Annotated in this window: 15 protein-coding genes; 8 read left to right on the top strand and 7 right to left on the bottom strand. The window is 36.8% G+C overall.

Going from position 1 to position 17525, the window contains the following annotated elements; all coding sequences use genetic code 11:
• Positions 1-100 precede the first annotated feature (100 nt).
• Complete coding sequence (gene zipA / locus A9G03_RS06590; RefSeq protein WP_179854748.1) at positions 101-1027, bottom strand: cell division protein ZipA; 927 nt, start codon at positions 1025-1027, stop codon at positions 101-103.
• A 420-nt stretch (positions 1028-1447) separates the two neighbouring features.
• Here zipA and A9G03_RS06585 point away from each other — a divergent pair, with 420 nt between their 5' ends.
• Both A9G03_RS06585 and A9G03_RS06580 read left to right on the top strand, forming a co-directional pair.
• Positions 1448-2644, top strand: coding sequence for an efflux RND transporter periplasmic adaptor subunit (locus tag A9G03_RS06585; RefSeq protein ID WP_065634896.1), 1197 nt, complete (start codon positions 1448-1450; stop codon positions 2642-2644).
• Between the two features lie 19 nt (positions 2645-2663).
• Positions 2664-5882: an efflux RND transporter permease subunit gene (locus tag A9G03_RS06580; RefSeq protein ID WP_065798758.1), complete on the top strand. Its 3219-nt coding sequence runs from the start codon at positions 2664-2666 to the stop codon at positions 5880-5882.
• Positions 5883-6361: 479 nt separating this feature from the next.
• On the opposite strand, the gene ruvC is transcribed toward A9G03_RS06580, so the two are convergent.
• Together ruvC and A9G03_RS06570 are read right to left on the bottom strand one after the other, a co-directional pair.
• On the bottom strand, positions 6362-6850 hold the full coding sequence (gene ruvC / locus A9G03_RS06575) for a crossover junction endodeoxyribonuclease RuvC (RefSeq protein ID WP_065634894.1): 489 nt from the start codon (positions 6848-6850) through the stop codon (positions 6362-6364).
• A complete protein-coding gene (locus A9G03_RS06570; RefSeq protein ID WP_065634893.1) occupies positions 6850-7593 on the bottom strand; it encodes a YebC/PmpR family DNA-binding transcriptional regulator in 744 nt (247 codons plus the stop codon). Before A9G03_RS06570 ends, ruvC begins: the two co-directional genes overlap by 1 nt.
• A gap of 341 nt (positions 7594-7934) precedes the next feature.
• Between A9G03_RS06570 and rbsD the strand changes: the two genes are divergently transcribed.
• From rbsD to rbsR, 6 genes are read left to right on the top strand one after another with little or no spacing between them, the layout of a single operon-like run.
• A complete protein-coding gene (gene rbsD, locus A9G03_RS06565) occupies positions 7935-8354 on the top strand; it encodes a D-ribose pyranase (protein ID WP_065634892.1) in 420 nt (139 codons plus the stop codon).
• A gap of 32 nt (positions 8355-8386) precedes the next feature.
• Positions 8387-9901, top strand: coding sequence for a ribose ABC transporter ATP-binding protein RbsA (rbsA, locus tag A9G03_RS06560; protein ID WP_065798757.1), 1515 nt, complete (start codon positions 8387-8389; stop codon positions 9899-9901).
• Positions 9888-10838, top strand: a complete 951-nt coding sequence (gene rbsC, locus A9G03_RS06555) for a ribose ABC transporter permease (protein ID WP_065634890.1) — start codon at positions 9888-9890, stop codon at positions 10836-10838. Before rbsA ends, rbsC begins: the two co-directional genes overlap by 14 nt.
• A 36-nt stretch (positions 10839-10874) precedes the next feature.
• Positions 10875-11762 (top strand): ribose ABC transporter substrate-binding protein RbsB, encoded by an 888-nt coding sequence (rbsB, locus tag A9G03_RS06550; protein WP_065798756.1) that lies wholly within the window; start codon positions 10875-10877, stop codon positions 11760-11762.
• A gap of 56 nt (positions 11763-11818) precedes the next feature.
• Positions 11819-12760, top strand: a complete 942-nt coding sequence (gene rbsK / locus A9G03_RS06545) for a ribokinase (RefSeq protein ID WP_065798755.1) — start codon at positions 11819-11821, stop codon at positions 12758-12760.
• A gap of 3 nt (positions 12761-12763) precedes the next feature.
• Complete coding sequence (gene rbsR / locus A9G03_RS06540; RefSeq protein ID WP_082209415.1) at positions 12764-13756, top strand: ribose operon transcriptional repressor RbsR; 993 nt, start codon at positions 12764-12766, stop codon at positions 13754-13756.
• A 126-nt stretch (positions 13757-13882) separates the two neighbouring features.
• On the opposite strand, the gene fis is transcribed toward rbsR, so the two are convergent.
• The 4 genes from fis to panF are packed head-to-tail and all read right to left on the bottom strand — an operon-like array spanning position 13883 to position 17522.
• Complete coding sequence (gene fis / locus A9G03_RS06535; protein ID WP_034883623.1) at positions 13883-14179, bottom strand: DNA-binding transcriptional regulator Fis; 297 nt, start codon at positions 14177-14179, stop codon at positions 13883-13885.
• A gap of 7 nt (positions 14180-14186) precedes the next feature.
• Positions 14187-15194 (bottom strand): tRNA dihydrouridine synthase DusB, encoded by a 1008-nt coding sequence (gene dusB, locus A9G03_RS06530; RefSeq protein ID WP_065634886.1) that lies wholly within the window; start codon positions 15192-15194, stop codon positions 14187-14189.
• Positions 15195-15229: 35 nt separating this feature from the next.
• Complete coding sequence (gene prmA, locus A9G03_RS06525) at positions 15230-16096, bottom strand: 50S ribosomal protein L11 methyltransferase (RefSeq protein WP_065798753.1); 867 nt, start codon at positions 16094-16096, stop codon at positions 15230-15232.
• A complete protein-coding gene (gene panF, locus A9G03_RS06520) occupies positions 16071-17522 on the bottom strand; it encodes a sodium/pantothenate symporter (RefSeq protein ID WP_065634884.1) in 1452 nt (483 codons plus the stop codon). Before panF ends, prmA begins: the two co-directional genes overlap by 26 nt.
• Between the last annotated feature and the right edge of the window lie 3 nt (positions 17523-17525).

The raw sequence follows: 17525 nt of genomic DNA, 5'->3' as shown, positions 1-17525 counted from the left end.
TCCAAACAGCCAATTTTATGAGCTGTTCAAAGTTTTAATTACCACCCTCAAATTACATTGAAGGTGGTATTGAAGAATCATTACTGAAAAGACGTTGGGATTAAATTTCGTTACACGCTTTTTTGATACGCTCTTTGTAACTATCAATTTTTTGCGGTGTCAGCATATGATGTTCATCATCTAACACAACACCATTAACATCGTCAGCAATACGTTGGGCAGTTTGAAGCATCAGTTTAAAGTTTTGTTGATTGTTACCTTGAGTCGGTGCAACCATAAAAATTGAAACCCCTGGCGTTGTAAATTCATGCATGGTTTCAGGATCGAGATAGCCTGGATTAACCATATTTGCCAAACTAAAGAGTATTGGACCATTACCGGCAGGGTCAACATGCCGATGGAAAATTCGCATATCGCCAAATTGAAACCCTGATTGCATAATACTGCCTAATAAAACATCGCCTTGCAATAACTTACCGTTGATGCCTTTAATGTTCAAGATAATGATTTCGGTTTTATCTTCATCATTTTTATTGATGTTAAGTTTTTCTTGTTTTGTTTTTTGTGTAGCCGGTTGAATTTTATCTTCCCGTTTAGCATCAGCTTTTTCAATTGATACATCAGGTTGAGCTTCAACTTTTGACGGTTCATCGTCAAATAGATCATGATTCAAGTTTATATTTGGCTCTTTAGAAACTGGCGCTTGTGTTGTTGGCTCTTGATGATTATTATTAACAAATAGATCCTCTTGCTTAGGCATGGTTTCTTGAACGAGTTCATCCGGTGTGTTTTTATCTACACTTTCACTATTTTTTTTGTTTTTAGGTGTGATTAATATCACATCATCTTCTTCTATATCATCGATATAGCTATTTTCATACTGTTGAGTATTTTGCTGGTTTTTCTTCCTTTTATCAGAATTAAATAAAGAAGAGCGCTCCTTTTTATTGATCCAAAATCCGTGAATCAATAATGCAATAATGACCAAGGACGCAACAACAATTAGAACAATACGTAAATTATCCATAATAACCATCTCAGAATTAAATTAAATATAGACTCAAATTATTCAAAACTATTTTTGAATAAAAATGATTACGGAGTATAACACCTGTAAATTTTTTAGTTATTCTTAGTAAATACAAATTAATATCACTTGAAAAGCTAGGTTTACCGTTTTACTTATTAGTATAACATTTTATCTAAACTATTTTATAGCACAAAAAATCAATTAACACATAGTACTTTATTTATTTAAAAAAGCATAATAACCAATATCATTTTTTTACTATCATCCCTTAGTTTGGCATTTTTTAGAACTCTGTGCTATTAAGCTGTAAAGATACTTACAATTTATGCATATTTTTTGTAAAATCCTCGGTTACTTTTGAATTACATTCAATGTTATTAAAAAAATAATTATTAAGTTTACTGAGGTCATTTTGATATGAGATTTAACAAACTATTATTAACCGTACCAGTAGCATTAAGCAGTCTACTTTTATTAACTAGTTGTGATAATAGCAAATCACAGGGCGGTAATAATCAAATACCAAAAGTAACCGTTTTTAAAGTTGAACCTTTGGACTTCACCTTAAAAATCAGTTTACCTGGTCGCGTAGTTGCGTCTCAAATTGCTGAAATTAGACCTCAGGTTGGTGGTATTGTGCTAAAACGCGAATTTGAAGAAAGTTCGAATGTCAAAGCAGGCCAATCACTTTATCAAATCGATCCAGCAATTTATCAGGCTAATTACGATAGTGCCGTTGCCAGTGTTGCTAGTGCCAAAGCGAATGCTAATATTGCGCAACTGACTTTAAAACGTTATGCAGGATTATTAACAACCAAATCGATCAGCCAACAAGATTATGATAAGGCAGCCGCTGATGCAAAACAGGCGGAAGCCAGTGTATTAGTTGCTCAAGCAGCAGAACATACAGCCAAAGTTAATTTAGATTACACCAAAGTGTATTCTCCTATTGATGGTTACATTGGTAAATCAAGTGTGACTGAAGGCGCGTTAGTGTCGGCTGGGCAAGCAAACCCGTTAGCATTAGTTCAACAGCTTGATCCGATTTATGTTGATATGACCGAAGCTGCAACCCGATATAATAAATATCTTCAAGAAGAAAACGTTATTTATGAACCAGCAAAAGGGGATAATGTTGAATTATACTTTAATGATGGGTCTAAATATGCTTTACCTGGTAATATCAAGTTTTCTGATATGACTGTTAATGAAACGACTGGAACGGTTACATTGCGATCTCAATTTGCCAATACTGAAGGCAAAATTTTACCTGGTATGTTTGTTAAACCGCAATTGACTCTTGGTTATATTAAAAATGCTGTACTTGTTCCACAACAAGGTATTACCAGTAATGTCAAAGGTGAATATACCGCTAAAATTTTAAAACCCGATAATTCAATTGAGTATCGCCAAGGTATCCAAATTTACACTGGTGTAAGTGGTTATTGGGTGGTAACTAAAGGCATTAATGTTGGGGAACAAGTGATTACAACAGGCTTACTTAACTTAACTGCTGTTGAAATGGGACAACCAATGAAAGGACAAATTGTGGGTGAGCCAGCTACTTTATCACAAGACCAGTTAGACAATATCATCAAAAACAGTGTGAAATAAAACAGGGGTAGATTTAATTATGGCTAAGTTTTTTATTGATAGACCTGTTTTTGCATGGGTTATTGCTATCATGATGATGTTAGGCGGTGCCTTATGTATAAAGTTGCTAGCTGTCGAACAATATCCCGATATTGCACCGCCTGCTGTTACAGTAACGGCAACTTATCCAGGTGCTGATGCGCAAACAATCGAAAATACAGTAACTCAGTTGATTGAACAAAATTTAACAGGTTTAGATAACTTGATTTATATGAAATCAACCAGTAGTGCACAAGGTGTGGTTCAAACTACATTAACATTTGCACCTGGAACTAATCCTGATTTTGCGCAAGTACAAGTATTGAATAAAGTAGAAAGTATCAAGTCACGCTTACCTGATAGTGTGCAAAAAAATGGGGTGTCAGTTGCTAAAAATAACACTAACTTTTTAAAGGTTATTGGTTTTTATTCGACAAACCCACAGAAAACACAAGCAGATATTGCTGACTTTGTTTATTCTACCGTACAAGATCCTATTCGTCGTGTTCAAGGTGTAGGCGATACACAGCTGTTTGGTTCTGAATATGCTATGCGTATTTGGTTAGATCCAAATAAATTAAATTATTTTAATTTATCAATTGAAGAAGTTACTGCTGCAATTCAAGCACAAAATGCTCAGGTTACAGCAGGTCAGTTAGGTGCTTTACCTTCAACTGAAGGTCAAGAACTCAATGCTACAATTACAGCTCAATCTCGTTTAAAAAACCCTGAGCAATTTCAGAATATCTTAGTTCGTGTAAATACCGATGGTTCTAATGTCTTATTAAAAGATATTGCCAATGTTGAAATTGGTGCAGCCGATTATAATTTTATTTCTCGTTACAATGGTAATGCATCAGCAGGTCTGGGGATCTATTTAGCAACGGGTGCTAACCAATTAAATACTTCAGAACAAGTCGATAAAAAAATTCAGGAATTATCTAAAATTTTTCCCGAAGATATCAAATTTGCTTATCCTTACGATACAACACCATTTGTTAAATTGTCGATTAGTAATGTGGTTCATACATTAATTGAAGCAATCATCTTAGTTGTTATCGTAATGTATGTGTTTTTACAAAACCTTCGTTCAACTCTAATTCCGACAATTACCGTACCGGTTGTACTATTGGGTACCTTTGCGGTGTTATATATATGTGGATTTACTATCAATACGTTATCAATGTTCGCGATGGTATTAGCAATCGGTCTATTGGTCGATGATGCTATCGTGGTTATTGAAAATGTTGAGCGTATTATGCATGACGAAGGGTTGTCGCCTTATCAAGCAACAGTCAAGTCGATGGAACAAATAACCTCAGCATTAGTGGGGATTGCCGTAGTACTTTCTGCAGTATTTGTGCCAATGGCATTCTATGGCGGCGCAGCGGGTGGTATTTACCGTCAGTTCTCCATCACTATTGTTACGGCGATGTCTCTATCGGTTTTAATGGCGATCGTATTAACACCTGCTCTTTGTGCTCAAATTTTAAAAGCGCCAACTAAAGACGGTGTCGTAGTCAAACAATCAATCGCGGCGAAATTAGCTACTATTCCTCCATTTACTTGGTTTAGTGAAGTCACTCACCGCTTTTTTGGTTGGTTTAACAACTTTTATAATAAAAGTTTGCATCTATACGAAAAAGGCGTAATTAAATTTATTCGTTACCCTTTAATCAGCTTTGTTTGTTATATTTTAATTGTTATTGGTCTTATTTTTGGTTTCCAGCGCTTACCAACAGGGTTCTTGCCTAATGAAGACCAAGGTGTGCTTATTGTTATGGTAGAACTACCACCCGGTGCGACATTAGAGCAAACCATGGCAGTATTAGATAAAACGACTAAGTTTTATACTACAAAAAAAGCAGACTCTGTTAAAGAGGTATTTACCGTTGCTGGTTTTAGTATGATCGGTCGTGGTCAAAATATGGGGCTTGGTTTTATTCGATTAAAAGATTGGGATGAGCGTAAACGTTCAGATCAAAAAGTCGATGCACTTGTTGCAAGTGGTTATGGATTTGCATCTACCGTTACTGATGGTCGAGTTATTATTACAAATTTACCAGCGGTACCTTCACTCGGTATGGCAAATGGTTTCTCTTATATGCTTAAAGATTCGGCTGGTCTAGGACATGAAGCATTAATGGCAACATTCTTCAAAGTGTTAGGTGCAGCCAGCCACAATCCTAGTTTGCAACAAGTTCGACCTGGTAGTATGTTAGATGTACCACAATACAAAATTAATGTTGATTTTGAAACAGCTCAAGCTTTAGGGGTATCAGTCAGTAGTGTAAATACCGTATTATCAACGGCTCTAGGTTCGGCTTATATTGATGACTTTGTCTACAATAACCGAGTTAAAAAAGTCTATTTGCAATCCGATGCACCTTATCGAATGCTACCTGATGACTTTAGTTATTGGCATGTAAAAAATCAAAAAGGTGAAATGGTACCTTATGATGCTTTTGCAACTACTTCAAAAAGTTATGGTTCGCCATCGCTTGTTCGATACGATGGGGTTGCTGCAATGGGGATCAGTGGTTCTGCGGCGCCAGGTTTAAGTTCTGGTCAAGCAATGGCTATTATGGAGCAAATATCTAACGAGATATTACCTAATGGTTATACTTTTGACTGGACAGATATTTCTTATCAAGAACGCCAAACTGGTTCACAAACAACCACACTTTATATTATCTCAATAATTGTTGTGTTCTTATCATTGGCTGCGCTATATGAAAGCTGGACAGTGCCAATATCTATCCTATTTGTTATACCGCTTGGTATATTAGGTACAGTTTATGCAACTATGTTTAGGGGGCTTGATAACGATATTTACTTTATCGTTGGTTTATTAACCACAATGGGCTTATCGGCTAAGAATGCTATTTTGATTGTAGAATTTGCCAAAGATGCACTTGATAAAGAAGGTAAATCATTAATTGATGCAACACTTGAAGCATGTCGATTACGTTTACGTCCGATTTTAATGACATCATTTGCGTTCATTTTAGGTGTTTTACCATTAGCTCTCAATAGTGGTGCTGGTTCTGCAAGCCAGAATGCAGTAGGTACGGGGGTAATTGGTGGTATGTTAACTGCAACATTTTTAGCAATATTTTATGTGCCGTTATTCTTCTTGTTTGTGACAAAATTGTTTACAAAACATAAGAATAAACCTGTTTTATTAACAGAGCAAAATATGAGCAAGGATAACAAGTAGCTGTAATTAAATTACCTATACCTAACTGTTGCTAGGTATAGGTTGAAAAAAAATTTGAAAAGTTATTAGGTTCTTTTACAACCCTCTATTTTAAGTGAACAAAAATGCGCTACTTTAGTTAGCGCATTTTTTATATTCTCTATATTGCATTTATTATTGCTTATTAAAAAGTTTGCTATCACATTAAATTTGCTAATTTAGCAATAGCATTTTTAGTTGTTATACCCAAAATAGAACCAAAGGTCGAATAAACGATTTTGAAAGTCAGTAGGTTATTTTTATAGCCATTTTTTATATTCGCATTGTATGTATATTTTATTTGATAACGAAGCTTGCTTAAAAACTAATGAGTTGAGTTAGTAATAGTTAGAAGTAGAATTTTTAGAGAGGGGGTAAAGGGCAATCTCAATTTAGATTATTAAAACATTAATGATGTTTTTGAGTAATAAGTATTCGTTAAGTCTGATTATTTAATCATTTTATTTACAGTTTTTTATCAGCTGTTGCCCAATGTGAGCATGCGTGATTGCAATAGCTAACGCATCGGCAGCATCAGCTTGCGGGCTGGCGGGTAACTTTAATAATAACTTCACCATATGTTGAACTTGCTTTTTGTCGGCTGCACCAGTACCAACTACACTTTGTTTAACTAAACGCGCAGCGTATTCAAACACGGGTAAATCATTATTAACAGCCGAAACAATAGCAGCACCTCTTGCTTGGCCTAATTTTAAAGCAGAATCGGCGTTACGAGCCATAAAAACCTGTTCTATTGCAAACATATCAGGTTGAAATTGCAATATGATTTCACTCACGCCAGCATAAATACGTTTTAGACGAGTAGGTAAATCTTCAACTGATGTTCGAATGCAACCGCTACCAAGATAGGTTAAATGGCGTCCCGTTTGTTGGATTACGCCGTAACCCGTCAAACGAGAACCAGGATCGATGCCAAGAATGATGGCCATTAGAGTGTTGCTGCAACCTCGTCAGAAACTTCACCATTATGATAAACTTCTTGCACATCGTCGCAATCTTCAAGCATATCGATAAGGCGTAATAATTTAGGTGCAGATTCAATATCAAGATCGATTTTGGTCGCTGGTATCATTGAAACTTCAGCGGATTCGGCAACTAAGCCAGCCGCATCAAGTGCATCTTTAACTTCACCAAATGATTCAGGTGTTGTAAATACATCAATTGCGCCATCATCATAAGTCACTACATCATCAGCACCTGCTTCAAGTGCGGCATCCATGACTTGATCTTCATCAGTTCCAGTAGGATATGAAATTACGCCTTTTTTGGTAAATAAGTAAGAAACTGAACCATCGGTACCTAGGTTGCCGCCAGTTTTAGTAAAAGCATGGCGAACTTCTGATACAGTACGGTTACGATTATCACTTAAGCATTCTACCATTACCGCAGTACCAGCAGGTCCATAACCTTCATAGATGATAGTTTCCATATTAGTATCATCTTCACCACCAACACCACGCGCAATCGCTCTGTTCATGGTATCACGTGTCATATTATTCGATAATGCTTTGTCCATAGCAGCACGTAGACGAGGGTTAGACGCTGGATCGCCACCACCAAGTTTTGCTGCTGTTACGAGCTCACGAATGATTTTGGTAAAGATTTTTCCGCGTTTCGCATCTTGCGCTGCTTTACGGTGTTTGGTATTGGCCCATTTACTATGACCTGCCATAAAATTCTCCAGATTAATAATTTAAAAATCGCACTATTCTAGCAAACTTTTATCGAAAATTCATTACCTATATATTGATAAGTTTTGCCCTGTGTTGCATTTATTATTGTAAGAGTGAAAAAGTTATTCCATGAAGTGCAACCCCCACTATTGTTAAAGTAGCCATATTCCGCCCTTTTTGATATCTATTTAAAAAACTATGTTAAAAGCTGAATCATTTCACATTGATCAAGATCACAACTTTGTATTTTTGCTATTGCCAGCATCATTTATTAAGTAGATGATGCATTATCGAAACGTTTCGATAATCGTCATAATTAAACTAATACAGGGATTTAACTATGCGTAAAGGTCAATTATTGAATTCTGAAATTATTAAAATTTTAGCTAGAATGGGTCATACCGATCAAGTTGCAATAGGTGATGCGGGCTTGCCAATTGCTAATGAAATTCCACGCATTGATTTAGCATTGACTTATGGTGTGCCATCGTTTATGCAAGTTTTTCAAACCGTTTCACATGATATGCAAATCGAAAAGGTGATATTAGCTGAAGAAATCCTTACCCATAATCCACACATCCATCAACAAATCCTTGAACAAATAAAAAAAATAGAGCAGGTTCAACATAACTGTATCGACATTTTATATGTCACTCATGAGCAGTTAAAACAACAAACTCATCATTGTAAAGCTGTTATTCGAACAGGTGAATGTACACCTTTTGCCAATATCATTTTACAGTCAGGCGTGATTTTTTAACTTAGTTTGTAAAACAAACAAAAGAGTAATTTATGAATGAAAATCTTTTACAGCTTATCAACATCCATAAATCCTTTCCTGGTGTAAAAGCACTCGCTGGCGTTAATTTAAATGTGCGTGCAGGGCAAGTGATGGCATTGATTGGAGAAAATGGTGCGGGTAAATCTACTTTAATGAAAGTGTTGACGGGTATATACCAGAAAGATGAAGGTGAAATTATTTATTTAGGCAGCAAAGTAAACTTTCATGGACCAAAATCCTCACAAGAAGCGGGCATAGGAATTGTTCACCAAGAATTGAATTTAATACCACAACTGAGTATCGCCGAAAATATATTTTTAGGTCGTGAATTTACTAATAAATTGGGTTGCATAGATTGGCATAAAACGTATAGCGAAGCTGACAAGTTATTAGCCGAACTTCATCTTGATTATGATAGTCGACGGTTAATTAGTGATCTATCTATTGGTGAACAGCAAATGGTAGAGATTGCTAAAGTGCTGAGCTTTAATTCTAAAGTCATCATTATGGATGAACCAACCGATGCTTTAACCGATACCGAAACAACTTCACTCTTTACCGTAATCAAAAAACTTAAGCAACAAAATTGTGGTGTTGTCTATATTTCACATCGTTTACAAGAGATTTTTGAAATTTGTGATGAAGTAACCGTTTTACGTGATGGCCAATTTGTTGGCGAAAAAAAAATAGCTGAATTAAATGAAGATACACTTATTGAGATGATGGTCGGGCGTAAGCTTGAAGAGCAATATCCCAGAATTAATGTTGCTAAAGGTAATGTTACATTAGAAGTAAAAAACTTAGTTGGTCCAGGCGTTAATGATGTCAGCTTTTCTCTTCACGAAGGTGAAATACTGGGAATTTCAGGTTTAATGGGGGCAGGACGAACAGAATTAATGAAAATGATTTATGGTGCTAATCCGGCCGAATCAGGAAAAATACTATTGCAAGGAAAAGCGGTAAAAATTGCTTGCCCGCGTGATGGTTTAAATCAGGGAATTGTCTATATTTCGGAAGATCGCAAAAAAGATGGTCTTATTTTAGGCATGTCTGTTAAAGATAATATGTCACTGAACGCACTAAATTATTTTACCAATAAGTTCAAAAAGCTACGATTAGCCGAAGAACAACAGGCCGTTGAGGATTTTGTCGGCTTATTTAATATAAAAACGCCTTCTATCAATCAGATCATTGGTTTTTTATCGGGTGGTAATCAACAGAAAGTTGCCATAGCCAAAGGATTAATGACCAGACCAATGATATTAATTTTAGATGAACCCACTCGTGGCGTTGATGTTGGTGCTAAGAAAGAGATTTATCAACTTATCAATCAGTTTAAGCAACAGGGTTTAAGTGTCATTTTAGTCTCATCTGATATGCCAGAAGTACTCGGCATGAGTGATCGTATTTTAGTTATTTATGAAGGAAAAGTGACTGGGGATTTTGCAATTAACCAGGCAACACAAGAAAAACTTATGGCAGCAGCCGTTGGCAAAGCAGAGGAGAGCGCTGATGTTGCAAAATAAAAAACTTAAAAATTTATTAATTGAACAAAAATCCTTAATTACTTTATTGGTTTTAATCATTATTGTTTCTTGTTTAAGCGATAACTTTTTTACCTTAAACAACTTTTTTAACATCTTACAACAAACTTCAATCAATGCCATTATTGCAGTAGGCATGACCTTAGTCATTTTAACTTCTGGTATTGATCTGAGTGTGGGATCAATCTTTGCTTTAACTGGAGCCATTACAGCTTCGATGATTGGGGCGGATATATCGCCATTTATTGCGATTTTTGCTTCCTTAGTTTTAGGGTGGATATTGGGAACCTTTTCAGGATTTATTATCGCCAAAGGTAAATTACAAGCATTTATTGCAACCTTAGTTATGATGCTTATTTTACGAGGTGTAACGCAAGTTTATACTAAAGGTAGCCCAATTTCGACAGGTACCAATGATAATTCGGAATTATTTGAATGGTTTGCATTTGGGCGTGTACTGGGGATTCCTGTACCAATCTTTATCATGGCAGTTGTTTTTATCGTAGCTTGGTACTTACTAAAATACACACGTCTGGGCCGTTACATTTATGCATTAGGTGGGAATGAAGCGGCAACCCGTCTATCAGGTATTAATGTTGATCGCGTTAAAATCCTTGTTTATGCCATTAGTGGTTTACTTTGTGCATTAGCTAGCACTATTGAGGTGGCTCGATTGTCTTCAGCACAACCTACAGCAGGTACAGGTTATGAAATGGATGCAATCGCAGCAGTGGTACTTGGCGGCACTAGTATGTCAGGTGGGCGAGGAAAAATTTTAGGTACTTTGGTGGGGGCATTAATTTTAGGGTTTTTAAATAATGGATTAAATATGCTAGGCGTCGATGCCTACTATCAAATGATCGTAAAAGGAGTGGTTATTTTATTAGCCGTATTAGTTGATAAAAAAACCAATAAATAAGGGTATTAAATCGAGATTTTATTTTGGGAGAAAGTTATGAAATTTAAAAAAATGATGGCGACTGTGATTGCTTCTGCACTAAGTGTTTGTATTGCTTTTCAAGCCTCAGCGAAAGAGCGCATCGCTTTAGTTGTTTCAACGCTGAATAATCCTTTTTTTGTTACCTTAAAAGACGGTGCTGTAAATAAAGCGAAAGAATTAGGTTACGACTTAGTGGTATTAGATTCACAAAATAACCCTGCTAAAGAACTAGCTAACGTTGAAGACACCATCGTTAAAGGCGCTAAAATCATTTTGATCAACCCTACTGATTCAGAAGCGGTTGGTAATGCTGTACTTGCTGCTAATAAAGCCGGTATTGCGGTTATTACACTTGATCGTGCTTCAGTCAAAGGTGATGTGGTGAGTCATGTTGCCTCTGACAATGTTGCTGGTGGCAAAATGGCCGGTGACTTTATTTTTGAAAAATTGGGTGCGAATGCCAAAGTGATACAACTACAAGGTATTGTTGGGACATCAGCTTCTCGTGAACGAGGTGAGGGTTTTGTCAAATCTGTGCAAGCAAATCACTTAACTATTTTAACCGCACAACCGGCAGACTTTGATCGCGCTAAAGGGATGAACGTGATGCAAAATCTTTTAACTGCTTATCCGGCTGTGCAAGCAGTATTTGCAGAAAATGACGAAATGGCATTAGGTGCTGTTCGCGCCATACAAACCGCAGGTCGTAATGATATTATCGTAGTTGGTTTTGACGGTACTGATGATGGTGTTAAATCAGTACAACGTGGAAAAATGGCTGCAACTGTCGCGCAGCAACCCGACAAAATCGGCTCAATAGGTATTGATATTGCTGATAAAGTGATAAAAGGTGAAAAGGTTGATAGAAAAATTCCTGTAGAATTAAAACTGATAACTCAATAAAATTATCAAGGACGCATGACTGCGTCCAATTTCTAGTTGATTAGGAACAAAAATATATGAATAGTAAAAAATTAATTGTACTTGGTAGTGTCAATATCGATCATATCTTAAATGTCAATGAATTTCCCAAACCAGGTGAAACATTAACAGGTACACATTATAAGATCTCGTATGGCGGCAAAGGTGCCAATCAAGCTGTAGCAGCTGGACGCCTCGGTGCGAATGTGCAATTTATTGCAGCTGTTGGTAACGATGATTTAGGCAAAAACTTCAAACAACAGCTACAAAGCGATCATATTGATACCCATTCTGTTGCCGTAATCGACCAAGAAAATACTGGTGTTGCGCTTATTTTGGTCAATCAACAAGGTGAAAACCAAATTGCAATATATGCTGGAGCGAATGCTGCTGTCACACCTGAGTATTTAGATCAATTTGCTGACGATATCACAAAAGCTGATGCAGTCTTAATGCAACTTGAAACGCCCTTAGCAACCGTTGAGCAAGCCGCCAAGTTGGCTAAACAAAATAATACACAAGTCATTTTAAATCCTGCGCCCGCACAAAAATTATCTGATGAATTACTCGCTCATGTTGATATCATTACGCCAAATGAAACAGAAGCAGAATTTTTAACTGGTATAAAAATTATTACCGAGCAAGATGCACAGCAAGCAGCACAATTATTACATGATAAAGGGATCCATACTGTGATTATCACTTTGGGAAGTAAGGGCGCTTGGGTGAGTCATGCACAAAACGGCGTAATAGTGCCGGGGTTTCGTGTCAATGCTGTTGATACAATTGGTGCTGGTGATACCTTTAATGGAATGTTGATTACCGCGTTGCTAGAAGGCAAAGATCTAAAACAAGCTGTTTATTATGCACATGCAGCTGGGGCATTATCTGTGACCAAAGCAGGCGCACAAACATCCGTACCAACACGAAAAGAAGTCGATGATTTTATTCAATCACAACATTTATCAATGAGAAATTAACACTTGGCTACCATGAAAGATATCGCAAATTATGCGAAAGTATCTACTTCAACCGTTTCTCATGTTATTAATAACGATCGCTATGTTAGTCCGGCTATTCGCAGCAAGGTCGAGTCTGCAATAAAACAACTAAACTACACGCCATCAGCTATTGCACGTAGTTTAAAAAGTAATAAAACCTTTACTATTGGTATGTTAGTCACCACAAGTAATAACCCTTTTTACGCTGAGGTAGTGCAAGGTGTCGAGCGGAGTTGTTATGAACTCGGTTATAATTTAATTTTATGTAATACCGAAGGCGATCAGCAACGAATGCTCAACAATATTGAACATTTGTTACAAAAACGTGTTGATGGTCTATTAGCTATGTGCACGGAAACGTATTCTTTTCCGGAACAAATTTTTGACCGTTATCCTAAGTTACCCATGGTCATGATGGACTGGACGCCTTTCAAAGGCGTGTGTGATACGATTCAAGATAATTCATTTTATGGCGCAACATTAGCGACCCAGTATCTGATTGAACAAAATTATCAGCGTATTGCTTGTATTACCGGACCATTAAACAATACTCAGGCGCAATCGCGCCTTCAAGGGTATCGTCAAGCTATGCAGGATGCGCAATTAACCATTTTACAAGGTTACCAAGCGCAGGGCGATTTTCGATTCGCTTCCGGCATTGAGGCAATGCAGCATTTATTACAGTTGCCAATTCCGCCACAAGCTGTTTTTTGCTTTAATGATGCTATGGCTATTGGTGCTTATCAGGCTCTATATCGTAATGGTTTGAAGGCTGGAGAAGATATTGCTATTATGGGGTATGATGATATAGAAATTGCACAATATATGTCCCCTCCTTTGACTACAATCCATCAACCCAAAGAAGAATTGGGACAATTAGCGGTCGAAACCTTATTAAATCGATTGCATTATCCCGATGATGCACTGCATACCTTAACGTTAACACCAACGTTAGTTAAGCGTTTATCAGCCTAATTTTTATTTAAGCAAGTTGAACTAAAAAACGTTAAGTTCAATTGAATAATGATTAATACATGATAGTAAAAAAGCGCCTGATTCGGCGCTTTTGGATTGTAAAACAAGATATCAATAAAGAGTTGATTAACTCATTCCATATTGTTTTAATTTTTTGCGTAAAGTACCACGATTAATACCAAGCATATTGGCAGCTCTTGTTTGATTGCCACGGGTGTATTGCATAACCATATCAAGGAATGGGTGTTCAACTTCAGCTAACACTAATTCATATAAATCAGTAGGATCTTCACCATTTAGTTGTGATAAATAGTTTTTTAAAGCCTGCTTTACTGAATCTCGCAATGGTTTTTGTGTTATTTGGTCTTGTGAGTTTACAGTTGTAAATTTAAGTGCTGCAGCTGTAACGCGTTGTTCTGACATAGTATTTTTAACTCTTTTGGTTGTTTCTAATTTGAATAAAAAATGCTTTTAGTGTTTTAACTTGCTCACTTGTATTGCTAAGTACACTAAATAAGCGCCTAAATTGATCGCTATCAGCATAATAGTTGGTATACCAATTTACATGCTTTCTGGCAATCCGTAATCCTTTGTATTCTCCATAAAATTGATAAAGCTCATCAAGGTGTGTTAACACGATTTGCTCCACTTCATCAATTGTTTTTCTTTTTTTTAACTGTCCATGTGTTAAATAGAATGCAATTTCTTCAAATATCCAAGGTTGCCCTTGTGCCGCTCGGCCGATCATTATAGCATCAGCTTGCGTATATTGAAAAACATCTTTTGCTTGTTCCGGTGTACAAATATCGCCATTAGCAATGACAGGAATTGTCACATTTTGTTTTACCGCTCTAATCGACTCATATTCAGCCTCACCTTTGAATAAGCAAGCACGTGTTCTTCCGTGTATGGTTATTGCCTTAATACCACAATCCTGTGCAATTTGTGCGATTTCAATGCAATTTCTATGATTTTTATCCCATCCAGTCCGCGTTTTCAAAGTTACAGGTACGTCAACAGCACCAACAACTTTTTGCAAAATCTTTCTAATTAGCTCAGGATGCTGCATTAAAGCAGATCCTGCTAATTTTTTATTAACTTTTTTTGCTGGACAACCCATATTAATATCGATTAACTCAGCGCCATGTTTGACATTAAATTCTGCTGCTTTTGCCATTTCGTCGGGATCTGATCCAACAATTTGAACAGCTCGCACACCAATATCATCTGTTGACACCATACGTAATGCCGATTTATCTGTATGCCAAACATCTGAATTTGCTAAAAACATTTCTGATACAGTCATTCCAGCACCATATTTATGGCATAGGTGACGAAATGGTCTATCGCTAATTCCAGCCATTGGTGCAGCAATTAAATTATTTTTTAATTTTACCTCACCAATGCTAAGCAAATTGAGGCCGGCTATATTACGCATTTTTTCTCGAAGTTAAAAGGGGTAATGTTAAATTTTTACTTTTTTTTGCCGGTTATACGGCACCATTCGTCTTGCTCAATAACTGGATCTAACTCAAAATGCGCTTGATAAGCTAGGCAAACACTTTGTGCCTGCGATGCCAAAATGCCGGATAATCCTAATAGCCCACTTGGTTTAACCAGCTTATTTAGGTTTGGTTCGAGTTCTTTTAATGGACCGGCTAAAATATTGGCTACAATAACATCAGCTTGTAAATTATTGGGAATGTCGTTAGCAAGATAAAGCTGTAAATTATGGCTAACATTATTACGCTCAGCATTGTCACGACTAGCTTCGATAGCTTGTGGGTCGATATCGATACCAATAACTTGTTTTGCGCCTAATTTTAATGCGGCAATGGCCAAAATACCAGAACCACAGCCGTAATCAATCACAATTTTATTGTTTAAATCTAGACCGTCTAACCAAGTTAAGCATAATGCTGTAGTTGGGTGGGTTCCTGTGCCAAATGCTAGACCGGGATCTAACATCACATTAACCGCATTAGGATCGGGCACGTCTCGCCAACTTGGACAGATCCAAAGTCTCTTTCCAAACTGCATAGGATGAAAGTTATCCATCCATTCTCGTTCCCAATCTTTGTCTTCTAGTTGCTCAATTTTATAAGAATATTGGTCTAAATTAAGTATCGCTTTTAATTCATTAATATCTGTTTGAGCATCATACAGTCCGACTACATCGGTGTTTCCCCAAAGTTTAGTTTCACCCGGTAAAGGTTCAAAAACAGGATTATCATAAGTATCTTGAAAAGTGACTGATACAGCTCCCGATTCTTCTAGTTGTTCGCTGATTTGTTCAGCTAATTCATTAGTCGTATTAATTCTGAGTTGAATCCAAGGCATAATTTTTTCCTTTGTTGCCAAACATATTGGCTATAATAAAAACCACTAATCCAATAATTAAAGAAGGCACAATTGGGTGGAATGACAATAACTTAATATCATAACTGGCTAATAGTGTATAACTTATTGCACCAGCCAGCATTGAGCAGAGTGCTCCTGTGGCATTGGCTTTTTTCCAATATAATCCTAGTACTAAAGGCCATAAAAACACTGCTTCAAGCCCACCAAAAGCAAGTAAATTTAGCCAAATTATCATATTAGGTGGATTCCAAGCGGCAAAAATCAGTAAAGCACCAAAAATGAAGGTAATGGTAACTGAAATACGCGTTAGAAACTTATCACTTAAATTGCTATTGGTTTTAATGCTTAAAAATAGATCTTTAATCAGAACGGATGATACTTGTAATAACTGCGCATTAATTGTTGACATGATCGCAGCTAGTGGCGCAGCTAAAAAGATCCCCGCAGCAAAAGGTGGTAATACATTAATAATTAATGTTGGTACAATTTGATCTGGTATTGTTAAATCATCAATGATTGCTCGTCCCAAGCTACCAGATAAATGCATCGTTAACATTATGATTGTGACAACAATTGTACCAATAATAATTCCCTGATGCACTGCTTTGCTATCTTTGTAAGCCATGCAACGCACCGCGGTATGAGGTAACCCCACCACGCCAAAACAGACTAACACCCAAAATGAAGCCATAAACGGAAAATCCATAAAATGGTTTGGGCCTTGTGGTGTAAGCAGTGCTGGATCGATTTCTTGTAGTCGATGAATAATGGTTGTCATGCCGCCACCAGCATAGATAATCGCGCCAAGCAATAAAACGGCACCAATGATCATAACTAAACCTTGGAATGCATCATTTAATATACTCGCTCTAAAACCACCAAAAGCCGTATAAATAACGGTACCAATACCAAATATTAGTAATCCGCTATGGTAGGGAATACCTACTGATGATTCAAGCAGACGAGCGCCGCCAACAAATTGTACAGTCATAGCACCAATAAAGGCCACTATTAACGCGATACTTGCAAACCAAACAATGGTTTTACTTTTGTAATGCGCATAAAGCATATCGCTTAAGGTAATAGCATTATATTGACGTGCTAAAATAGCAAATTTTTTACCTAATATTCCTAATGATAACAATACGGTAGGGACTTGAATCATGGATAATAACACCCAACCTAAACCATATTTATAAGCAGCGCCAGGTCCACCAATAAACGAACTTGCGCTAATATAAGTTGCCGCAAGCGTCATGGCGAGTAAAAAGCCCCCCATGGTTCGATTACCAATAAAATAATCGGTAAATTGATTGACCTTTTTTCGCTTTATATAAGCATAGAGCGATAATGCAAATACAAAAATCAGGTAGATAACCAGTGGTAAAATAATATCGAAATGCATGGT

The sequence above is a fragment of the Gilliamella sp. wkB171 genome (assembly GCF_001693755.1).
GTDB lineage: Bacteria > Pseudomonadota > Gammaproteobacteria > Enterobacterales > Orbaceae > Gilliamella > Gilliamella apicola_F.
Note: the sequence above shows the minus strand (reverse complement) of the source record. Positions and strands in the feature narration are given on the sequence as shown.

What these genes read in the sequence shown, in the direction of transcription:
- rbsK (WP_065798755.1), top strand. Translation starts at nt 11,819, where the DNA reads ATGAATAGTAAAAAATTAATTGTACTTGGTAGTGTCAATATCGATCAT.
- panF (WP_065634884.1), bottom strand. Translation starts at nt 17,522, where the DNA reads ATGCATTTCGATATTATTTTACCACTGGTTATCTACCTGATTTTTGTA.
- ruvC (WP_065634894.1), bottom strand. Translation starts at nt 6,850, where the DNA reads ATGGCCATCATTCTTGGCATCGATCCTGGTTCTCGTTTGACGGGTTAC.
- prmA (WP_065798753.1), bottom strand. Translation starts at nt 16,096, where the DNA reads ATGCCTTGGATTCAACTCAGAATTAATACGACTAATGAATTAGCTGAA.
- rbsB (WP_065798756.1), top strand. Translation starts at nt 10,875, where the DNA reads ATGAAATTTAAAAAAATGATGGCGACTGTGATTGCTTCTGCACTAAGT.
- A9G03_RS06580 (WP_065798758.1), top strand. Translation starts at nt 2,664, where the DNA reads ATGGCTAAGTTTTTTATTGATAGACCTGTTTTTGCATGGGTTATTGCT.
- rbsA (WP_065798757.1), top strand. Translation starts at nt 8,387, where the DNA reads ATGAATGAAAATCTTTTACAGCTTATCAACATCCATAAATCCTTTCCT.
- rbsD (WP_065634892.1), top strand. Translation starts at nt 7,935, where the DNA reads ATGCGTAAAGGTCAATTATTGAATTCTGAAATTATTAAAATTTTAGCT.
- fis (WP_034883623.1), bottom strand. Translation starts at nt 14,179, where the DNA reads ATGTCAGAACAACGCGTTACAGCTGCAGCACTTAAATTTACAACTGTA.
- A9G03_RS06570 (WP_065634893.1), bottom strand. Translation starts at nt 7,593, where the DNA reads ATGGCAGGTCATAGTAAATGGGCCAATACCAAACACCGTAAAGCAGCG.
- zipA (WP_179854748.1), bottom strand. Translation starts at nt 1,027, where the DNA reads ATGGATAATTTACGTATTGTTCTAATTGTTGTTGCGTCCTTGGTCATT.
- dusB (WP_065634886.1), bottom strand. Translation starts at nt 15,194, where the DNA reads ATGCGTAATATAGCCGGCCTCAATTTGCTTAGCATTGGTGAGGTAAAA.
- rbsC (WP_065634890.1), top strand. Translation starts at nt 9,888, where the DNA reads ATGTTGCAAAATAAAAAACTTAAAAATTTATTAATTGAACAAAAATCC.
- A9G03_RS06585 (WP_065634896.1), top strand. Translation starts at nt 1,448, where the DNA reads ATGAGATTTAACAAACTATTATTAACCGTACCAGTAGCATTAAGCAGT.